Consider the following 13,784-nt stretch of genomic DNA (forward strand, 5'->3'; position numbering starts at 1 on the left):
TAACAAAACAGACTCCCCATACGCAAGCGAAAAAATTCTTCCTATTTTCAGTTTTGTCATTATTCGCTGTTCACTCATCTTTTAATGGCACAATAAGCCCAGACTTTTTACTTTAATTACCCGCTTTAGATCGAGAGGGCTATGTTAGGGTGGCAGTCTAAAAATATGCCGTATATACCTTGGGTTAATATGGCATTGAATTGAGTAGGTTATAGAGTGGTTTAACACGAGGTTTTTATGTCAATTCAGGCAATTGAAGGCGTGCTGCAACTGATGCAAGTTCAGGCGTCACAGGCAGCAAGTATCGCAAAACCAATACCATTGCAGAGTGGATTTGCCAGTCAACTGATGGCGGCTGTTGGTAAAATTAATCAGACACGTTTGAATGCCACAAAACAAACTCAGGATTTTACACTAGGTGTACCCGGTGTTGAATTAAATGATGTTATGGTGGAGATGCAGAAATCCAGTATCGCTTTGCAAATGGGCGTCCAGGTAAGAAATAAGTTGGTGGCTTCTTATCAGGAGATTATGAATATGCCGGTGTGATAGTGCGCCATAAATTGGTCTAACCAAATTGACCAGACCAATAAAAACAAATATATTTAAAGTGCATACATCAAGAGGTAGAGGTGATGTTATGGAAAAGATTAACATCTACGATGCGAAGACTAACTTGTCCAAAATTGTTCAGGAAGTTGTTCGCACTGGAGAATCAGTAGTGATCGCCAAGAATGGTCATGCACTGGTTAAAATCGTCGCATACAGAGAAGAGAAGCCTAAACGCAAATTAGGTTTCCTCAAAGGCAAAGGTAGTGTTCCCGCCAATTTTGACGATATGAACAGTGCCGAAATTGTTCATATGTTCGAAGGAAAATATTTTTAATGGAATTGCTGTTAGATACTAATATCTTGCTGTTTATGGCATATGAACCGGAAAAACTGAGAAGTGATGTTGTTGATCTTTTGGAAGATACCGGCAAAACCCTTTGTTTTAGTGCAGCGTCAATATGGGAGGTAGTCATTAAAAGGAATCTGAACAAGCCTGATTTTTCCGTCCCACCATAATAAGCGCGGTCTCTAAAAGATTACTAACGCTATCAGATAAAGAATGGGGGGATCATAGTAATAAAAATTTAGTTACGATTGAAAACAATATAAGCAATGGGAATGAAACTGTTAGTGGTTTTTATTGGAAAGAAAGCGAAGATCTTATTTTTGGGCATACATTAGATATAAATTTGACCGAATTATCTATATACAAAGACCATCTGACAAGTGTTACAAATAAAAAACTAACAATTATAGTGGATGGAGTCAAATACCATCTTGGGCATCGTATAAAAGAGTCAGTTTATTATTCTCCACAATATAAAAGTAGTGAAGCTGAGAAAATAGGTGATCTGTTAAAACAAATAGATAAAACCTTCCGTTTTTACTGTAATTGGCATGATTAATTTATATAGCTGATTTTTTTCAACCTTGGCAAATGCTCTGTATCTTAGTCAAAGTTCTGGTTAAGAGACGGGCAACTGGGGGGATTCTTCGTATATATCAGTAGTAAACTTAGAGTTTACAACTAAATATCTGGAATTTTTGTATTGCTAGATTATTCAAGGCTGCGCTCCGGCGTGGTCTTTTTATTTTTCACAATCAACTTAAATCACAGGGCTACATATAACAGCTCATTAATGCCTATTGGTCGTGATGGGGGAAATATGAAGACGAAGGGTAATCCTGATTTGTAGATCGGAATACTACAAGGTTTTAAAGACATCCTAAACTAAGCTCACAAAACGGGTAAATAATGGTGATGAGAGTACATCACCTTTATTTCTCGATTATTTTTGTTCCGTAGAATTCATAAGAGTATGATAGGGTTCAACAGGGAATTGGCCGTAGCTATCATTTAATAATTGCTGTTGGCTTGCTTGTTTGATGAGTTTACTTAATTCATCAAGTCTTTGCTGTAGTAGTTTTTTAATCTCATTTTCATTATCTAAAATTACCTGCAAAATGTTGGTCATTTTTTGCTGTAACGAAAGAGAAACAGTCGATGATATTGAAGAGTGGCTGATCACTTCTACTGCTTTTAGGTAGGTGATTTCCATATCAACAAGTTCATCCCATTTTTCATTTTTAGCTAAATTAAGCATTTGCTCACTTAAACTTAGGATCCGTTGGTAAGCTGACAAGAGATCCATTTCATTATCCATTAAACAATATCCTGACTGGCGTTGTAATGAGGGCCAATTTGCCGCCAAGCGTCTGAAATCTCGGTGAGTAATTTTATTACTTCGGTAATGGCTGGCTCATCATTGCGTAAATTAGCGTGGAGTAAACGTTGGGTCATATAGTCGTAAAGGGAAGCGAGATTGTGTGCCAGCTCTCCGCCTTTTTCATTATCTAACCCCTGCTTGAGGCCATTATCGATGATATTGATCGCTTTGGAAATAGCTGCGCCTTTTTCCGCGATATTACCTTGTTCCATCAGAATAATTGCTCGACGTAGGGCGCTAAGCGCCCCGTTGAACAAAATCTGAATCAACTGATAGGGGGAGGCGTTCATAATTTCGCTCTCCACATCTATCTGGGCATATAATTGACTTGCCGAACGTTGATACATAATTTCCTTTAATTATCTTATTGTCTGTAGCTGTGATAGGAAGTTACCGGTTTTTCCCAAGGAAGAGACCATTTTATCCAGTTGTGAAAATTGGCGTTTATAACGTTCAATTGTTGCGTTAATATTGTCTTTCGTCCTGTCTACTTGTTTCTCAAGGGTTTTTAGACGCTTGTTAATGCCATTAGTCGCGGTAGCTAAGGTACCTTCATGGCTATCCAGAGCATCTTTTAATAGCTTATGTGTCTGGGTGGCAAAACCCGTTTCTTTACCGTCACCCATAAAGAATGCTTTCACATTAGCCGGTTTTTCTTTTAGATTTTTTTCCAGTTTTTCGTTATCAATTTCCAGCTTGCCGTCAAACTTTTGTTTAATACCCAGTTTATTCAGGGTTGGAATATCATTGACCTTTTGAGAGCTGAAAATTTGGCTTCTTAGCTGGTTCTGTATTCCGCGTAATGTGCTGTCACCTAATAAAGCGCCATTATCTTTCGACGGTTCTTCACCTTGTTTTACTGGCTTATATTTGGTCAGCGAATCAAACGTCGTTTGCAACTCATTGTAAGCATCGACCCAGTTTTTAATCGCCTCTTTCATCGGTTCAATATCACGGGATATGACCAGTATTTCTGGCTTATGTTCCCTAGGTTTGTCTTTATCCTCGATCTTTCTTTGGTAATCTTTATCCTCGGTCGTTTTTTTCAGATCCAGTATAACGCCTTCGGGTGCATCGGTAATATGGTTTGTCTGACGCTCAATTGGGATGTTATTAACGGTTAAGAGAGCATTCTTAGCTTCGACGGTTTGAGTTAATTTACTTGTTGTACCCGGAATATAGTCTAGAAATTGGCTAAGTTTGTTATCACCTTCAACTTTAATGGTCATCATGGATTCAGTGCCGGCTTTTTTAGCCGTCAGCACTAAATAGTTTTCGCCATCTTTGGCCTTAAGAATACTGGCGCTGACATTGCCTTCCTGTTTATTAATTGCATCCTTGATCTCAATAATGGATGTTTGGCCGTCTGTCAGCTCGATTTTCATCGGCTTTTTTTCGCCAGGTTGAGTAATGGTGATTGTCCGGGTTTTACCTTCGCCCAAAGATTCGCCCATATACTCTTTGATATTACTGATTTTTTCTGTCTGTAATGATTGTGCCTGCGCCAATTGCTTAACTTCAATACTGTAGCTGCCTGGACTGGCTTTAGAATCAGTACTGGCAGTGAATGCGTCATGTTTTTCGCTGGCAGTGGTTGTATTAAGTTTATCGAACTTTTTCAGGGATTCAGACGCGGTTTCCAGCTTTTCCAAACTGCTTTTTAATGTGCCAAAAGCCGTTAGCTTACCTTTATAACTGGTTTGCTGTTCTGCCAGAGGGACTAAACGCTTTTGTTCTGCTGCCTGAAGTTTATCCAATATAGAACCAAGATCCATCCCCGACCCGGCGCCTAATGAAGAAATGCTAGCCATTTATTGACTCCTTTATTAGTAAAGCTTTATTGAACCGGTTATCGGTAAGTTTTTAGAAAAGTTTACTAATAAAAATAATTTTTCTATGGTAGGAATAGTCGTGAAGAACCGACGCTGTTTGGCTTATCAGGGCAAAGTGATAAAAAAGAAAAAGTTTTTTCAAGAAAAATTAAAGGTTCTTTGAGGAGCGCCGATAAAACTGTTGGCGGTGGTGAACACCGTGGGTAAAACCCAAACTTATATATCGACTTGATTTTAAAAAGGAACTCTAATTATGGCACAAGTCATCAACACCAACAGCCTGTCCCTGCTGACTCAGAATAACCTGACCAAATCCCAGGGTACTTTGGGTAACGCTATCGAGCGTCTGTCTTCTGGTCTGCGTATCAACAGTGCCAAGGATGACGCGGCTGGTCAAGCGATCGCTAACCGTTTCACTTCAAATGTTAGAGGTTTGACTCAGGCAGCACGTAACGCTAATGACGGTATCTCTATTGCACAGACTACTGAAGGCGCTCTGAACGAAATTAACACCAACTTACAACGTATTCGTGAACTGGCTGTTCAGGCGAAAAACGAAACCAACTCTGAGAGTGATACCAAATCTATCCAGGAAGAAGTTACTGAGCGTTTAAAGGAAATTGATCGTATTTCTAAACAGACTCAATTTAACGGTGTTCATGTTCTAAGTGAAAAGAACGAAATGACCATTCAGGTCGGTGCTAACGATAACGAAGTTATCAAAATTAATCTGGAAAAAATTGACAGCAATATTCTGGGACTGGGTAAATTCACTGTTTCTGCGGCAGTTCCACACGGCGAAGCAGTTGAACAGGTTGATGATGGTAAAGGTGGTGCGAAGAAAAAGATCGATTACACTGCTGATGTTAAAGTTAAAGACCTGAAAAGTGTAGAAGTTTATAAAGCTGTTAAGGATGATGGTTCAGTTGATCCTGACAACTATGTTGTCAAAGGTACTGACGCAGATGGTAAAGTAAAATATTTCGACGCTAAGATTGATAAGACTAGTGGTAAATTAACCGCAGGTAATGAAGTCACAGCTAAAGCATCAGAAAAGCCTCTGGATACTTTAGATAATGCTCTGGCAAAAGTTGACAGCCTGCGCAGTTCTCTGGGTGCTATCCAGAACCGTCTGGAATCTACCGTTAACAACCTGAACAACACGGTTAATAACCTGAGCGCTGCTCGTAGCCGTATCGAAGATGCTGACTATGCGACCGAAGTGTCTAACATGAGCCGTGGTCAAATTCTGCAACAGGCAGGTACTGCGGTTCTGGCTCAGGCTAACCAAATTCCTAATAACGTATTGTCTCTGCTGCGTTAATTGCTCAGCTAGGGCAATATGTGAACCTGATTCACATAAAAATCCAAACAAATCAAGGATCGGCTCGCCGGTCCTTCTTTTTTAGGAGTTTATCAGGAACAGCCTAAAATTTGTGATACTATTAGGCAGACAATAAATTTCGCATAGGTGAAAAAGAAGCGTTTTTACTACATTGTTCAAACGATTGCCCTTGTTAGGGGATTGGATAATGAAGGTTAGTCTCTTTTTCCAAAGGTGTCTGTTGTTGTGAGCGATTTGTATACCGCCGAAGGCGTGATGGACAAAAACAGCCTCTGGAAGCGCTACGTACCATTAGTTCGCCATGAAGCGTTAAGGCTACAAGTTAGGTTACCCGCGTGTGTGGAGCTGGATGATCTACTTCAGGCCGGGGGAATCGGCTTACTAAATGCGGTGGAACGTTTTGATTCCTTACAGGGAACCGCGTTTACCACTTATGCGGTACAACGCATCAGAGGTGCAATGTTGGATGAGTTAAGGAGCCGCGATTGGGCTCCGCGTAGCGTGCGCCGTAATGCGCGCGAAGTGACGCAAATCATCCGAAAACTTGAGCAAGACTTAGGCCGTCCAGCCAGTGAGCAGGAAGTTGCTAAAGAATTAAAGATTGATCTGGTAGAATATCGGCAGATACTGTTAGATACGAATAACAGTCAGTTGTTTTCGTATGACGAATGGCATGAAATGCATGGTGAAAGCTGTGAACCTGTCATTGAAGAAGGGCATGAAACTAATCCCTTACAACAATTGCTGGAAAGTGACATTCGTCAACGGGTAATTGAGGCTATTGATTCGTTACCTGAACGAGAGAAAATGGTTCTGACGCTGTATTATCAGGAAGAACTTAATCTGAAAGAGATTGGCGCAGTACTTGAAGTCGGGGAGTCCCGTATAAGTCAGCTACACAGCCAGGCGATTAAACGCTTGCGGGCACGCTTAAATCCGGAAAAGTAACTTTTTTGCTTATTTGTTTTTTGTTTAAGACTACACACAGGGCTTATCTCTTATGTCTGTTACAACACAAAAGAAACGGCCGCTCAGCCGTTACATTAAAGACTACAAACATAGTCAAACTCATTGCTTGCATTGTCACAAAGCTCTTGACCGTATCTCTTTGGTTTTTAATGGCCAAGTGATCAACAAAGAGTCCATCTCCGAGATGACGGAGTTGATTGATGACAAGACTTGGGATGAGCTGCAAGATAAATTTGTCGCGTTATGTCGTTTTTGCAGTGAGATTTATTGCAATAGCGAGACAGATTATTTTGACATCATGTCGTTCAAACAGTATCTGTTTGAGCAGACTGAAATGAGTCATAGTACTGTTCGTGAGTATGTGGTTCGTTTACGACGTTTGGATGAATTGCTCACTTCAAGCAATTACCCTGTAAAAGAGTTCACAACAGAGAAAATTCAGGAAAAACTGAGTGAAAAGCTGTCACAGTCGGCATTCAGTAACTACAACATTGCTTTGCGCAAGTATGAACAGTATTTAAGCTGGCAGCAGGGCGGTCACTAAGCTGGAAATATAAACAGCAAAGAGATGATTAATTTTGGGGGAACGCATTTTAATGTGTTCCCCTTAGCTCGTTGACAAACTTCGTTAAAAATAATGAGGTTTTTTTCTTTCATGATGAATAATCATGCAACTCATTTTCCTTATTAACCCGGCTTAGTCACCCGTCAGGGCGCTATTTATGCATATTTCATTAATATGGTATTCGCTATGGAAAAAGAAATCTTTGTTTTTAGAGAAGTTAACGTAGAAGATGCAAACAATCTCATTGTTTTTTTTAATGATTTGGATAACACATCGGAATTTATGTTGCTTGAGCCGGGAGAAAGAAAAACAAGTGTTGAAGAGCAAGTGGATATAATAAAAGGATTTGGCAAAGACAGGCAAATGTTAATATGTGAAGATAATAAAAACATTGTTGGATTTATTGTTATATCTAGAGGCGTGTTCAATAGGAACAGGCATCTGGGTTATATTGCTCTTGGAGTAAAAAAAGAATATAGAAACAAAGGCATAGCGAGAACCTTACTCGACAAAGCGCAAGATTGGTCACGGAAAAATGGAATTAACAGACTTGAGTTAACCGTTGCAATAAAAAATACATTGGCAATAAAGCTGTATTTATCATCAGGTTTTATTTTTTCCGGCATCAGAACTGGCTCACTATTTATAAATGGTGAACTGATAGATGAATACTATATGACTAAAGGAATATCTGATGGGAGTTAACAGCATTTTGAGGTTGATTGCTAATCCAAGGGGAACATATTTTTAATGTGTTCCCCTTAGCTACAGCCGAAATTAACCGATAGTCATCAGACTGGCATTCCCCCCCGCTGCCGCTGTATTAATGCTCAATGAGCGTTCATGTAGCAAACGTTCTAACAGCAGATTAGTTTCTCCACGGGCAAAACCTTGTACGGAAATGATAACGCCTTTACGTTGAGCGACTTGTTCGCAAACTTGACGCAGTTGATCAGAGTCGCCGTGGTAAATAACCGCTTCGAATGCCGTATCTTCGCTCTGCCAGTCTTGAACCAAATGGATTGATTTACGGGCGCTATCTGGCAATTGACGAAACAGTTGCTGATGAAGTTCATCGTTTTGCCAGAGCAACTGACAGCCTACAGATAATGTTGCTGCCAGTTGGATCAACGTATCCTGTTGATTATCCGCCAGACACAGCACCTGACCACGAGGTAACAGGGTATAAGTATTGCGTTCGCCTGTCGGCCCGGGTAACAGACGGGTGGTACCACCTTGCGCCAGCAATTTATATTGTTGAATTAACTGATTTAGCTCTTCGTTGTGCTGATTGGCTACCCATTCTGTTAATGCATCAAAGGGAGCCATCAGCGCCGAACGAACATTAGCATCCAGTGGATATTCAGCATCCTGACGTTCCAACGTTTGGTAGATCGCGTTTTGAGGGCGGCAAGAGAGCAGACGATACAAATAGAGTGGGCCGCCGGCTTTAGGTCCGGTACCGGATAAGCCTTCCCCTCCGAACGGTTGCACGCCAACAACAGCGCCTACCATGTTGCGGTTAACGTATAGATTACCGACTTTCGCTTTAGCTGTGACTTGTGCAATTGTTTCATCAATACGGGTATGGACGCCCAGAGTCAGACCGTAGTTAGAGTTATTAATCTGATCCAGCAAGTTATCCAGTTCATTACGTTTAAAACGAACAACATGCAGAACCGGGCCGAAAATCTCTTGTTTTAATTCATTGAAATTTTCCAATTCAATCAGTGTCGGTTTAACGAAAGTGCCTTGATCCCACTCTTGATTGTCGACCACATTATCTTGTGCCGCCTGATAAATCGTGCGTCCTTTGGTACGCATTGCTTGAATATGGCGATCAATGCCGGCTTTGGCTTCCGCATCAATGACCGGGCCGATATCGGTAGACAGGCGTTCAGGATTACCCATCCGGCATTCAGACATGGCGCCTTTCAGCATAGTGAGGGTTCTTTCCGCCACATCATCTTGAATACAGAGGATACGCAAGGCAGAGCAACGTTGACCTGCACTGTCAAAAGCAGAAGCGACCACATCCATAACAACTTGTTCTGTCAGCGCGGAAGAGTCGACAATCATGGCGTTCAGACCACCGGTTTCGGCAATCAGAGGAGTTGGGCGTCCTTGTGCATCAAGTCGTCCGGCAATGTTACGTTGTAATAAACTAGCCACTTCAGTGGAGCCAGTAAACATCACGCCTCGTACTCTCTCATCACCCACCAGAAGAGAACCAATGGTTTCACCTCGGCCAGGTAATAATTGCAATGCATCGTGGGGAATACCTGCTTGATGCAGTATTTTGACCGCTGTTGCCGCAATTAATGGGGTTTGTTCCGCTGGTTTTGCTAATACGCTGTTACCGGCAGCCAATGCAGCCGCTATCTGCCCGGTAAAAATGGCTAATGGGAAATTCCACGGGCTGATACAGACAACCGGCCCCAGTGGGCGATGAGTATCATTAGCGAAATCATGGCGAACTTGTCCCGCGTAGTAGTAGAGAAAATCGACCGCTTCGCGTACCTCAGCGATTGCATTGTTAAAGGTTTTGCCGGCTTCCCGAACCAAAATACCTAATAACGGTTGCATCTGGTTTTCCATCAATTCCGCAGCACGAACCAGAATAGCCGCCCGTTCTGATGGTGGCGTGGCAAACCAGATTGCGCCAGCCTCTGTTGCGACATCCAGCGCATGACTGACTTCCTGTTCAGTTGTTTCACGAACATGGCCGACAATATCCGCAGGTGTCGCCGGGTTAATAACCGGTTTGGCGGCCGGTAACTCACCTTGATGGTGATAATTGCCGCCCAGTAGTGGCTCGCTATGCTGTTCTTCGGTAGCAGAACTTAATAGCGCACTGGAAAGAGAAGCCAGACGATGTTCGTTGGCAAGATCCAGACCGGCTGAATTTGCGCGATCTTTGCCATACAGATTATGAGGCAGAGGAATTTTCGGATGTGGAAGACCGATTTGGCCTTCGGTTTCGGCCAGCTTCTGAACCTTTTTCACCGGATCGGCAACCAGTTCATCCAGTGGTAATGTGGTATCGGCGATACGGTTGACGAAAGAGGTGTTAGCGCCGTTCTCCAACAGACGGCGGACCAGATAAGCCAACAGTGTTTCGTGAGTGCCTACTGGCGCATAAATACGGCATGGGCGGTTTAATTTACCATCAGCGATTTTCCCGACCACTTGTTCATACAATGGTTCTCCCATGCCATGCAGACACTGAAATTCATATTGACCAGGATAATAGTTTTGGCCTGCCATATGATAAACAGCAGCTAAAGTATGGGCGTTATGGGTAGCGAACTGAGGATAAATCAGATTGGGTACTGACAATAGTTTGCGGGCGCAAGCCAGATAAGAAACGTCAGTATAAACTTTGCGGGTGTAAACTGGATAACCTTCCAGCCCATCGATTTGAGCACGTTTAATTTCGCTGTCCCAGTAAGCGCCTTTTACCAGTCGCACCATCAACCGACGGCGGCTGCGCTGCGCTAAATCAATGACCGCGTCGATAACAAAGGGGCAGCGCTTCTGATAAGCCTGAATAACGAAGCCAATGCCATTCCAGCCAGCCAGTTGTGGTTCAAAACAGAGTTTCTCCAACAGATCGAGAGAAATTTCCAGACGATCCGCTTCTTCGGCATCGATATTGATACCAACATCATATTGGCGTGCTTGTAATGTCAGGGAAAGCAGGCGTGGATATAGCTCGTCCATGACGCGTTCATATTGAGCACGGCTATAACGCGGGTGCAGAGCGGATAGCTTAATAGAAATGCCAGGTCCTTCATAAATGCCGCGGCCGTTAGATGCTTTACCGATAGCGTGAATTGCTTGTTGGTAGGAAACCATATAATTCTGAGCATCTTCCTCAGTTAAAGCGGCTTCGCCTAGCATGTCATAGGAGTAACGAAATCCTTTTTCTTCCAGCTTACGTGCGCTTGCCAGCGCTTGAGAGATGGTTTCACCGGTTACAAACTGCTCACCCATCAGGCGCATTGCCATATCTACGCCTTTACGCACTAATGGTTCGCCGCTCTTACTGATAATGCGATTCAGCGAAGTGGAGAGTTTGGCCTCGTTGTGGGTAGAAACCAGTTTGCCGGTAAATAGCAGCCCCCAGGTTGCTGCATTGACAAACATGGATGAACTTTGGCCCAGATGGGAATGCCAGTTGCCGTTGCTGATTTTGTCGCGGATCAGCGCGTCGCGAGTGGCTTTATCAGGGATACGGAGCAAGGCTTCCGCAAGACACATTAGCGCAACGCCTTCCTGAGATGAAAGCGAAAATTCCTGCAATAACCCTTGAACCAGACCTGAACGACCAATGCTGTTTTTCTGGTTACGCAATTTTTCTGCAATGCTGTAAGCCAGCTTATGAGTCGCTTGTGCCTGATCTTCTGGCAATTGCGCCTGTTGTAGCAGCATGGGAACGGCTTGTGTTTCTGGCAGGCGATAGGCCGCAGTAATTGCGGAACGTTTTACTGATTGAGGCAGGATATGTTCTGCGAAGTCGAGGAAAGGTTGATGAGAAGAATCTATTACCGTTTCTTCTGCGATTATCTTCTCTTCTTTAATATCCTGACTAGCAGAAAGTTCAGCGATCTGTTCATCATTTTCAAGACGTTCAAGATAATTAAAAATAGCTTGTTTAATCAGCCAATGTGGAGTGCGGTCAATCCGTTGCGCAGCGGCTTTAATGCGATCACGTGTGGCTTCATCAAGCTTCACGCCCATTGTTGTATTACCCATCCTTGCTCCTTAATAGGTAAGGTTTATCTAAGTTGCACGATAATATCTGACATGTTGCAACTTTGTGCAACCTTATGCAAATCGCTTGTTTTATTTTTGTGAAATTAATCTGGTTATTATAATTAGGTGGATATATTTATTTTTGTCACTTTATTTGATTGATACACATTGGTTTAATATTTTATGGCTAACATAGGGGGGTAACCCTGAAATGGTCAAAAAGTGTAATTTTTAAATCAAATAAATGTGATTCAGTAGACGTTTCTTGTAAAAAACGGCGTTAATTAGTTGTTAAATTGCCTAATGCTAATCTAGGATTCAGTGTAACTTTCTAATTGGTTACAAAAATAATTATTTCAATTTAGAATTATGGACCATTTTTAGGTGCAATCAGGTGCAACGTTCCTGAACCTGACAGGGAAAACTCTGTATACCCAGGAGAACTGCGGCTTTGCAAAACAGAGATAACACTATGGAGAACTTGCATGACAGTAAATACACCAATGCTAATCACCTTTATTGTCTACATTGCTGGAATGTTGTTGATAGGCTTTTTGGCTTATCGCTCAACCAAGAATTTTGATGATTATATTTTGGGAGGAAGGCGATTAGGTAGCGTGGTAACGGCTTTGTCTGCCGGCGCTTCGGATATGAGCGGCTGGTTACTAATGGGCTTACCTGGCGTCGTCTATTTCGCGGGGATTTCAGAGAGTTGGATAGCCATTGGCCTCTCTTTAGGCGCTTACCTGAACTGGAAATTGGTGGCAGGCAGGCTGCGAATCCAGACGGAAGTTAATAATAATGCGCTAACATTGCCGGACTATTTCACCAGTCGTTTTGACGATAGCAGTAAAATCCTACGTATTATTTCCGCGCTGGTTATTCTGACCTTCTTCACTATCTATTGTGCTTCTGGCGTGGTTGCCGGAGGATTGTTATTTGAAAGTACGTTCGGTATTAGTTACCAGAAAGCCATGTGGCTTGGTGCAGCCGCAACGATTGCCTACACTTTCTTAGGCGGCTTTTTGGCGGTGAGTTGGACAGATACGGTTCAGGCTTCATTAATGATCTTTGCGCTTATCTTGACCCCGATTATCGTTATTTTCTCTGTGGGGGGCATTGATACCTCTCTGGCTCTGATAGCAGCGAAAAGCCCAGCTTATATGGATATGTTTAAGGGGCTGAACTTTATTGCCATTATCTCGCTGTTGGGTTGGGGGTTAGGTTATTTTGGTCAGCCACACATTCTGGCGCGTTTTATGGCGGCAGATTCCCATCATACTATCCGCAAAGCTCGTCGTATCAGTATGACTTGGATGGTGTTATGTTTGGCAGGCACGATTGCTGTCGGTTTCTTCGGTATTGCTTATTTTGAAATGTATCCTGAACTGTCTGGCCCGGTTACAGCCAACCGTGAACGTATCTTTATGGAATTGGCGGTTATTCTGTTTAATCCGTGGATAGCAGGTATTTTACTATCCGCTATTTTGGCCGCGGTGATGAGTACCTTAAGCTGTCAGTTGCTGGTGTGTGCAAGTGCTTTGACGGAAGATCTTTATAAACCCTTTATCCGTAAATCTGCCAGCCAGAAAGAGTTAGTGTGGGTGGGGCGTTTCATGGTGTTGCTGGTGGCGGTTATCGCGATGGTGATAGCAACCAACCCGGACAATAAAGTACTGGCTCTGGTAAGTAATGCTTGGGCGGGATTTGGTGCTGCGTTCGGTCCGGTCGTACTGATTTCTGTTATCTGGAAACGTATGACACGTAATGGCGCATTAGCGGGAATGTTGGTCGGGGCTGTCACGGTATTGGTGTGGATGAAATACCAGTGGTTTGCGTTGTATGAAATTATTCCTGGCTTTATCTTAGCTTCTATTGCGATCGTGATTGTGAGTCTGTTGGGGCAAGCGCCGAGCAGAGCAGCGCAACAGCGTTTTATTGATGCAGAAGCGCAGTACAAGACTAAATGAGTTGAAGTAAGGTAAATTGAAATAAGGTAAAAAAGTGTGAAGGCGAAACGCCTTCACCAGACTGCC

The 13,784-nt window shown here is 42.8% G+C and carries 13 protein-coding genes; 9 read left to right on the forward strand and 4 right to left on the reverse strand.

All coding sequences use genetic code 11. The features are described 5' to 3' along the window. Positions 1 to 237: 237 nt before the first annotated feature. The 4 genes from fliE to V2H77_RS23665 all read left to right on the forward strand — a co-directional run bounded on the left by fliE (position 238) and on the right by V2H77_RS23665 (position 1,457). Complete coding sequence (fliE, locus tag V2H77_RS13715; protein WP_049581949.1) at positions 238 to 549, forward strand: flagellar hook-basal body complex protein FliE; 312 nt, start codon at positions 238 to 240, stop codon at positions 547 to 549. A gap of 91 nt (positions 550 to 640) precedes the next feature. Further along, a complete protein-coding gene (locus V2H77_RS13720; protein WP_088371891.1) occupies positions 641 to 886 on the forward strand; it encodes a type II toxin-antitoxin system Phd/YefM family antitoxin in 246 nt (81 codons plus the stop codon). Continuing rightward, positions 886 to 1,068: a PIN domain-containing protein gene (locus V2H77_RS13725; protein ID WP_049582170.1), complete on the forward strand. Its 183-nt coding sequence runs from the start codon at positions 886 to 888 to the stop codon at positions 1,066 to 1,068. The genes V2H77_RS13720 and V2H77_RS13725 overlap by 1 nt, the downstream gene beginning before the upstream one ends. Next, entirely contained in the window at positions 1,068 to 1,457 is a 390-nt protein-coding gene (locus V2H77_RS23665) for a DUF7823 domain-containing protein (RefSeq protein WP_437438543.1), read from the forward strand. The genes V2H77_RS13725 and V2H77_RS23665 overlap by 1 nt, the downstream gene beginning before the upstream one ends. A gap of 384 nt (positions 1,458 to 1,841) precedes the next feature. Here V2H77_RS23665 and fliT read toward each other — a convergent pair whose 3' ends face one another. From fliT to fliD, 3 genes are read right to left on the reverse strand one after another with little or no spacing between them, the layout of a single operon-like run. After that, positions 1,842 to 2,216 carry a flagella biosynthesis regulatory protein FliT gene (fliT, locus tag V2H77_RS13730; protein ID WP_341499250.1) on the reverse strand — a complete coding sequence of 125 codons (375 nt, stop codon included), beginning with the start codon at positions 2,214 to 2,216 and terminating at the stop codon, positions 1,842 to 1,844. Further along, positions 2,216 to 2,626, reverse strand: a complete 411-nt coding sequence (fliS, locus tag V2H77_RS13735; protein ID WP_036775505.1) for a flagellar export chaperone FliS — start codon at positions 2,624 to 2,626, stop codon at positions 2,216 to 2,218. The genes fliT and fliS overlap by 1 nt, the downstream gene beginning before the upstream one ends. Positions 2,627 to 2,638: 12 nt before the next feature. Beyond that, the gene (fliD, locus tag V2H77_RS13740; RefSeq protein WP_341499251.1) at positions 2,639 to 4,090 is read right to left on the reverse strand and encodes a flagellar filament capping protein FliD; all 1,452 of its coding nucleotides are present in this window, start codon (positions 4,088 to 4,090) and stop codon (positions 2,639 to 2,641) included. A gap of 274 nt (positions 4,091 to 4,364) precedes the next feature. Here fliD and V2H77_RS13745 point away from each other — a divergent pair, with 274 nt between their 5' ends. From V2H77_RS13745 to V2H77_RS13760, 4 genes are all read left to right on the forward strand, one after another. Then, the gene (locus tag V2H77_RS13745) at positions 4,365 to 5,435 is read left to right on the forward strand and encodes a FliC/FljB family flagellin (protein WP_341499252.1); all 1,071 of its coding nucleotides are present in this window, start codon (positions 4,365 to 4,367) and stop codon (positions 5,433 to 5,435) included. A gap of 246 nt (positions 5,436 to 5,681) precedes the next feature. Next, positions 5,682 to 6,404 (forward strand): RNA polymerase sigma factor FliA, encoded by a 723-nt coding sequence (locus V2H77_RS13750; protein WP_049582169.1) that lies wholly within the window; start codon positions 5,682 to 5,684, stop codon positions 6,402 to 6,404. Positions 6,405 to 6,456: 52 nt separating this feature from the next. Then, positions 6,457 to 6,969, forward strand: coding sequence for a flagella biosynthesis regulatory protein FliZ (gene fliZ, locus V2H77_RS13755; protein ID WP_011146218.1), 513 nt, complete (start codon positions 6,457 to 6,459; stop codon positions 6,967 to 6,969). Positions 6,970 to 7,176: 207 nt separating this feature from the next. Continuing rightward, positions 7,177 to 7,695: a GNAT family N-acetyltransferase gene (locus V2H77_RS13760; protein WP_341499253.1), complete on the forward strand. Its 519-nt coding sequence runs from the start codon at positions 7,177 to 7,179 to the stop codon at positions 7,693 to 7,695. Positions 7,696 to 7,767: 72 nt separating this feature from the next. On the opposite strand, the gene putA is transcribed toward V2H77_RS13760, so the two are convergent. Next, a complete protein-coding gene (gene putA, locus V2H77_RS13765; RefSeq protein ID WP_341499254.1) occupies positions 7,768 to 11,748 on the reverse strand; it encodes a trifunctional transcriptional regulator/proline dehydrogenase/L-glutamate gamma-semialdehyde dehydrogenase in 3,981 nt (1,326 codons plus the stop codon). A 485-nt stretch (positions 11,749 to 12,233) separates the two neighbouring features. Here putA and putP point away from each other — a divergent pair, with 485 nt between their 5' ends. Then, positions 12,234 to 13,718, forward strand: coding sequence for a sodium/proline symporter PutP (gene putP, locus V2H77_RS13770; RefSeq protein WP_341499255.1), 1,485 nt, complete (start codon positions 12,234 to 12,236; stop codon positions 13,716 to 13,718). Positions 13,719 to 13,784: the final 66 nt, after the last annotated feature.

Origin of the sequence: Photorhabdus sp. P32 (assembly GCF_038085095.1) — a bacterium.
GTDB classification, from domain to species: domain Bacteria; phylum Pseudomonadota; class Gammaproteobacteria; order Enterobacterales; family Enterobacteriaceae; genus Photorhabdus; species Photorhabdus luminescens.

Excerpts from the sequence above, each read along its gene's own strand:
- V2H77_RS13745 (WP_341499252.1), top strand. The coding sequence starts at position 4,365 with ATGGCACAAGTCATCAACACCAACAGCCTGTCCCTGCTGACTCAGAAT.
- fliZ (WP_011146218.1), top strand. The coding sequence starts at position 6,457 with ATGTCTGTTACAACACAAAAGAAACGGCCGCTCAGCCGTTACATTAAA.
- V2H77_RS13720 (WP_088371891.1), top strand. The coding sequence starts at position 641 with ATGGAAAAGATTAACATCTACGATGCGAAGACTAACTTGTCCAAAATT.
- fliE (WP_049581949.1), top strand. The coding sequence starts at position 238 with ATGTCAATTCAGGCAATTGAAGGCGTGCTGCAACTGATGCAAGTTCAG.
- fliD (WP_341499251.1), bottom strand. The coding sequence starts at position 4,090 with ATGGCTAGCATTTCTTCATTAGGCGCCGGGTCGGGGATGGATCTTGGT.
- putP (WP_341499255.1), top strand. The coding sequence starts at position 12,234 with ATGACAGTAAATACACCAATGCTAATCACCTTTATTGTCTACATTGCT.
- fliT (WP_341499250.1), bottom strand. The coding sequence starts at position 2,216 with ATGGATAATGAAATGGATCTCTTGTCAGCTTACCAACGGATCCTAAGT.
- V2H77_RS13760 (WP_341499253.1), top strand. The coding sequence starts at position 7,177 with ATGGAAAAAGAAATCTTTGTTTTTAGAGAAGTTAACGTAGAAGATGCA.
- fliS (WP_036775505.1), bottom strand. The coding sequence starts at position 2,626 with ATGTATCAACGTTCGGCAAGTCAATTATATGCCCAGATAGATGTGGAG.
- putA (WP_341499254.1), bottom strand. The coding sequence starts at position 11,748 with ATGGGTAATACAACAATGGGCGTGAAGCTTGATGAAGCCACACGTGAT.
- V2H77_RS13725 (WP_049582170.1), top strand. The coding sequence starts at position 886 with ATGGAATTGCTGTTAGATACTAATATCTTGCTGTTTATGGCATATGAA.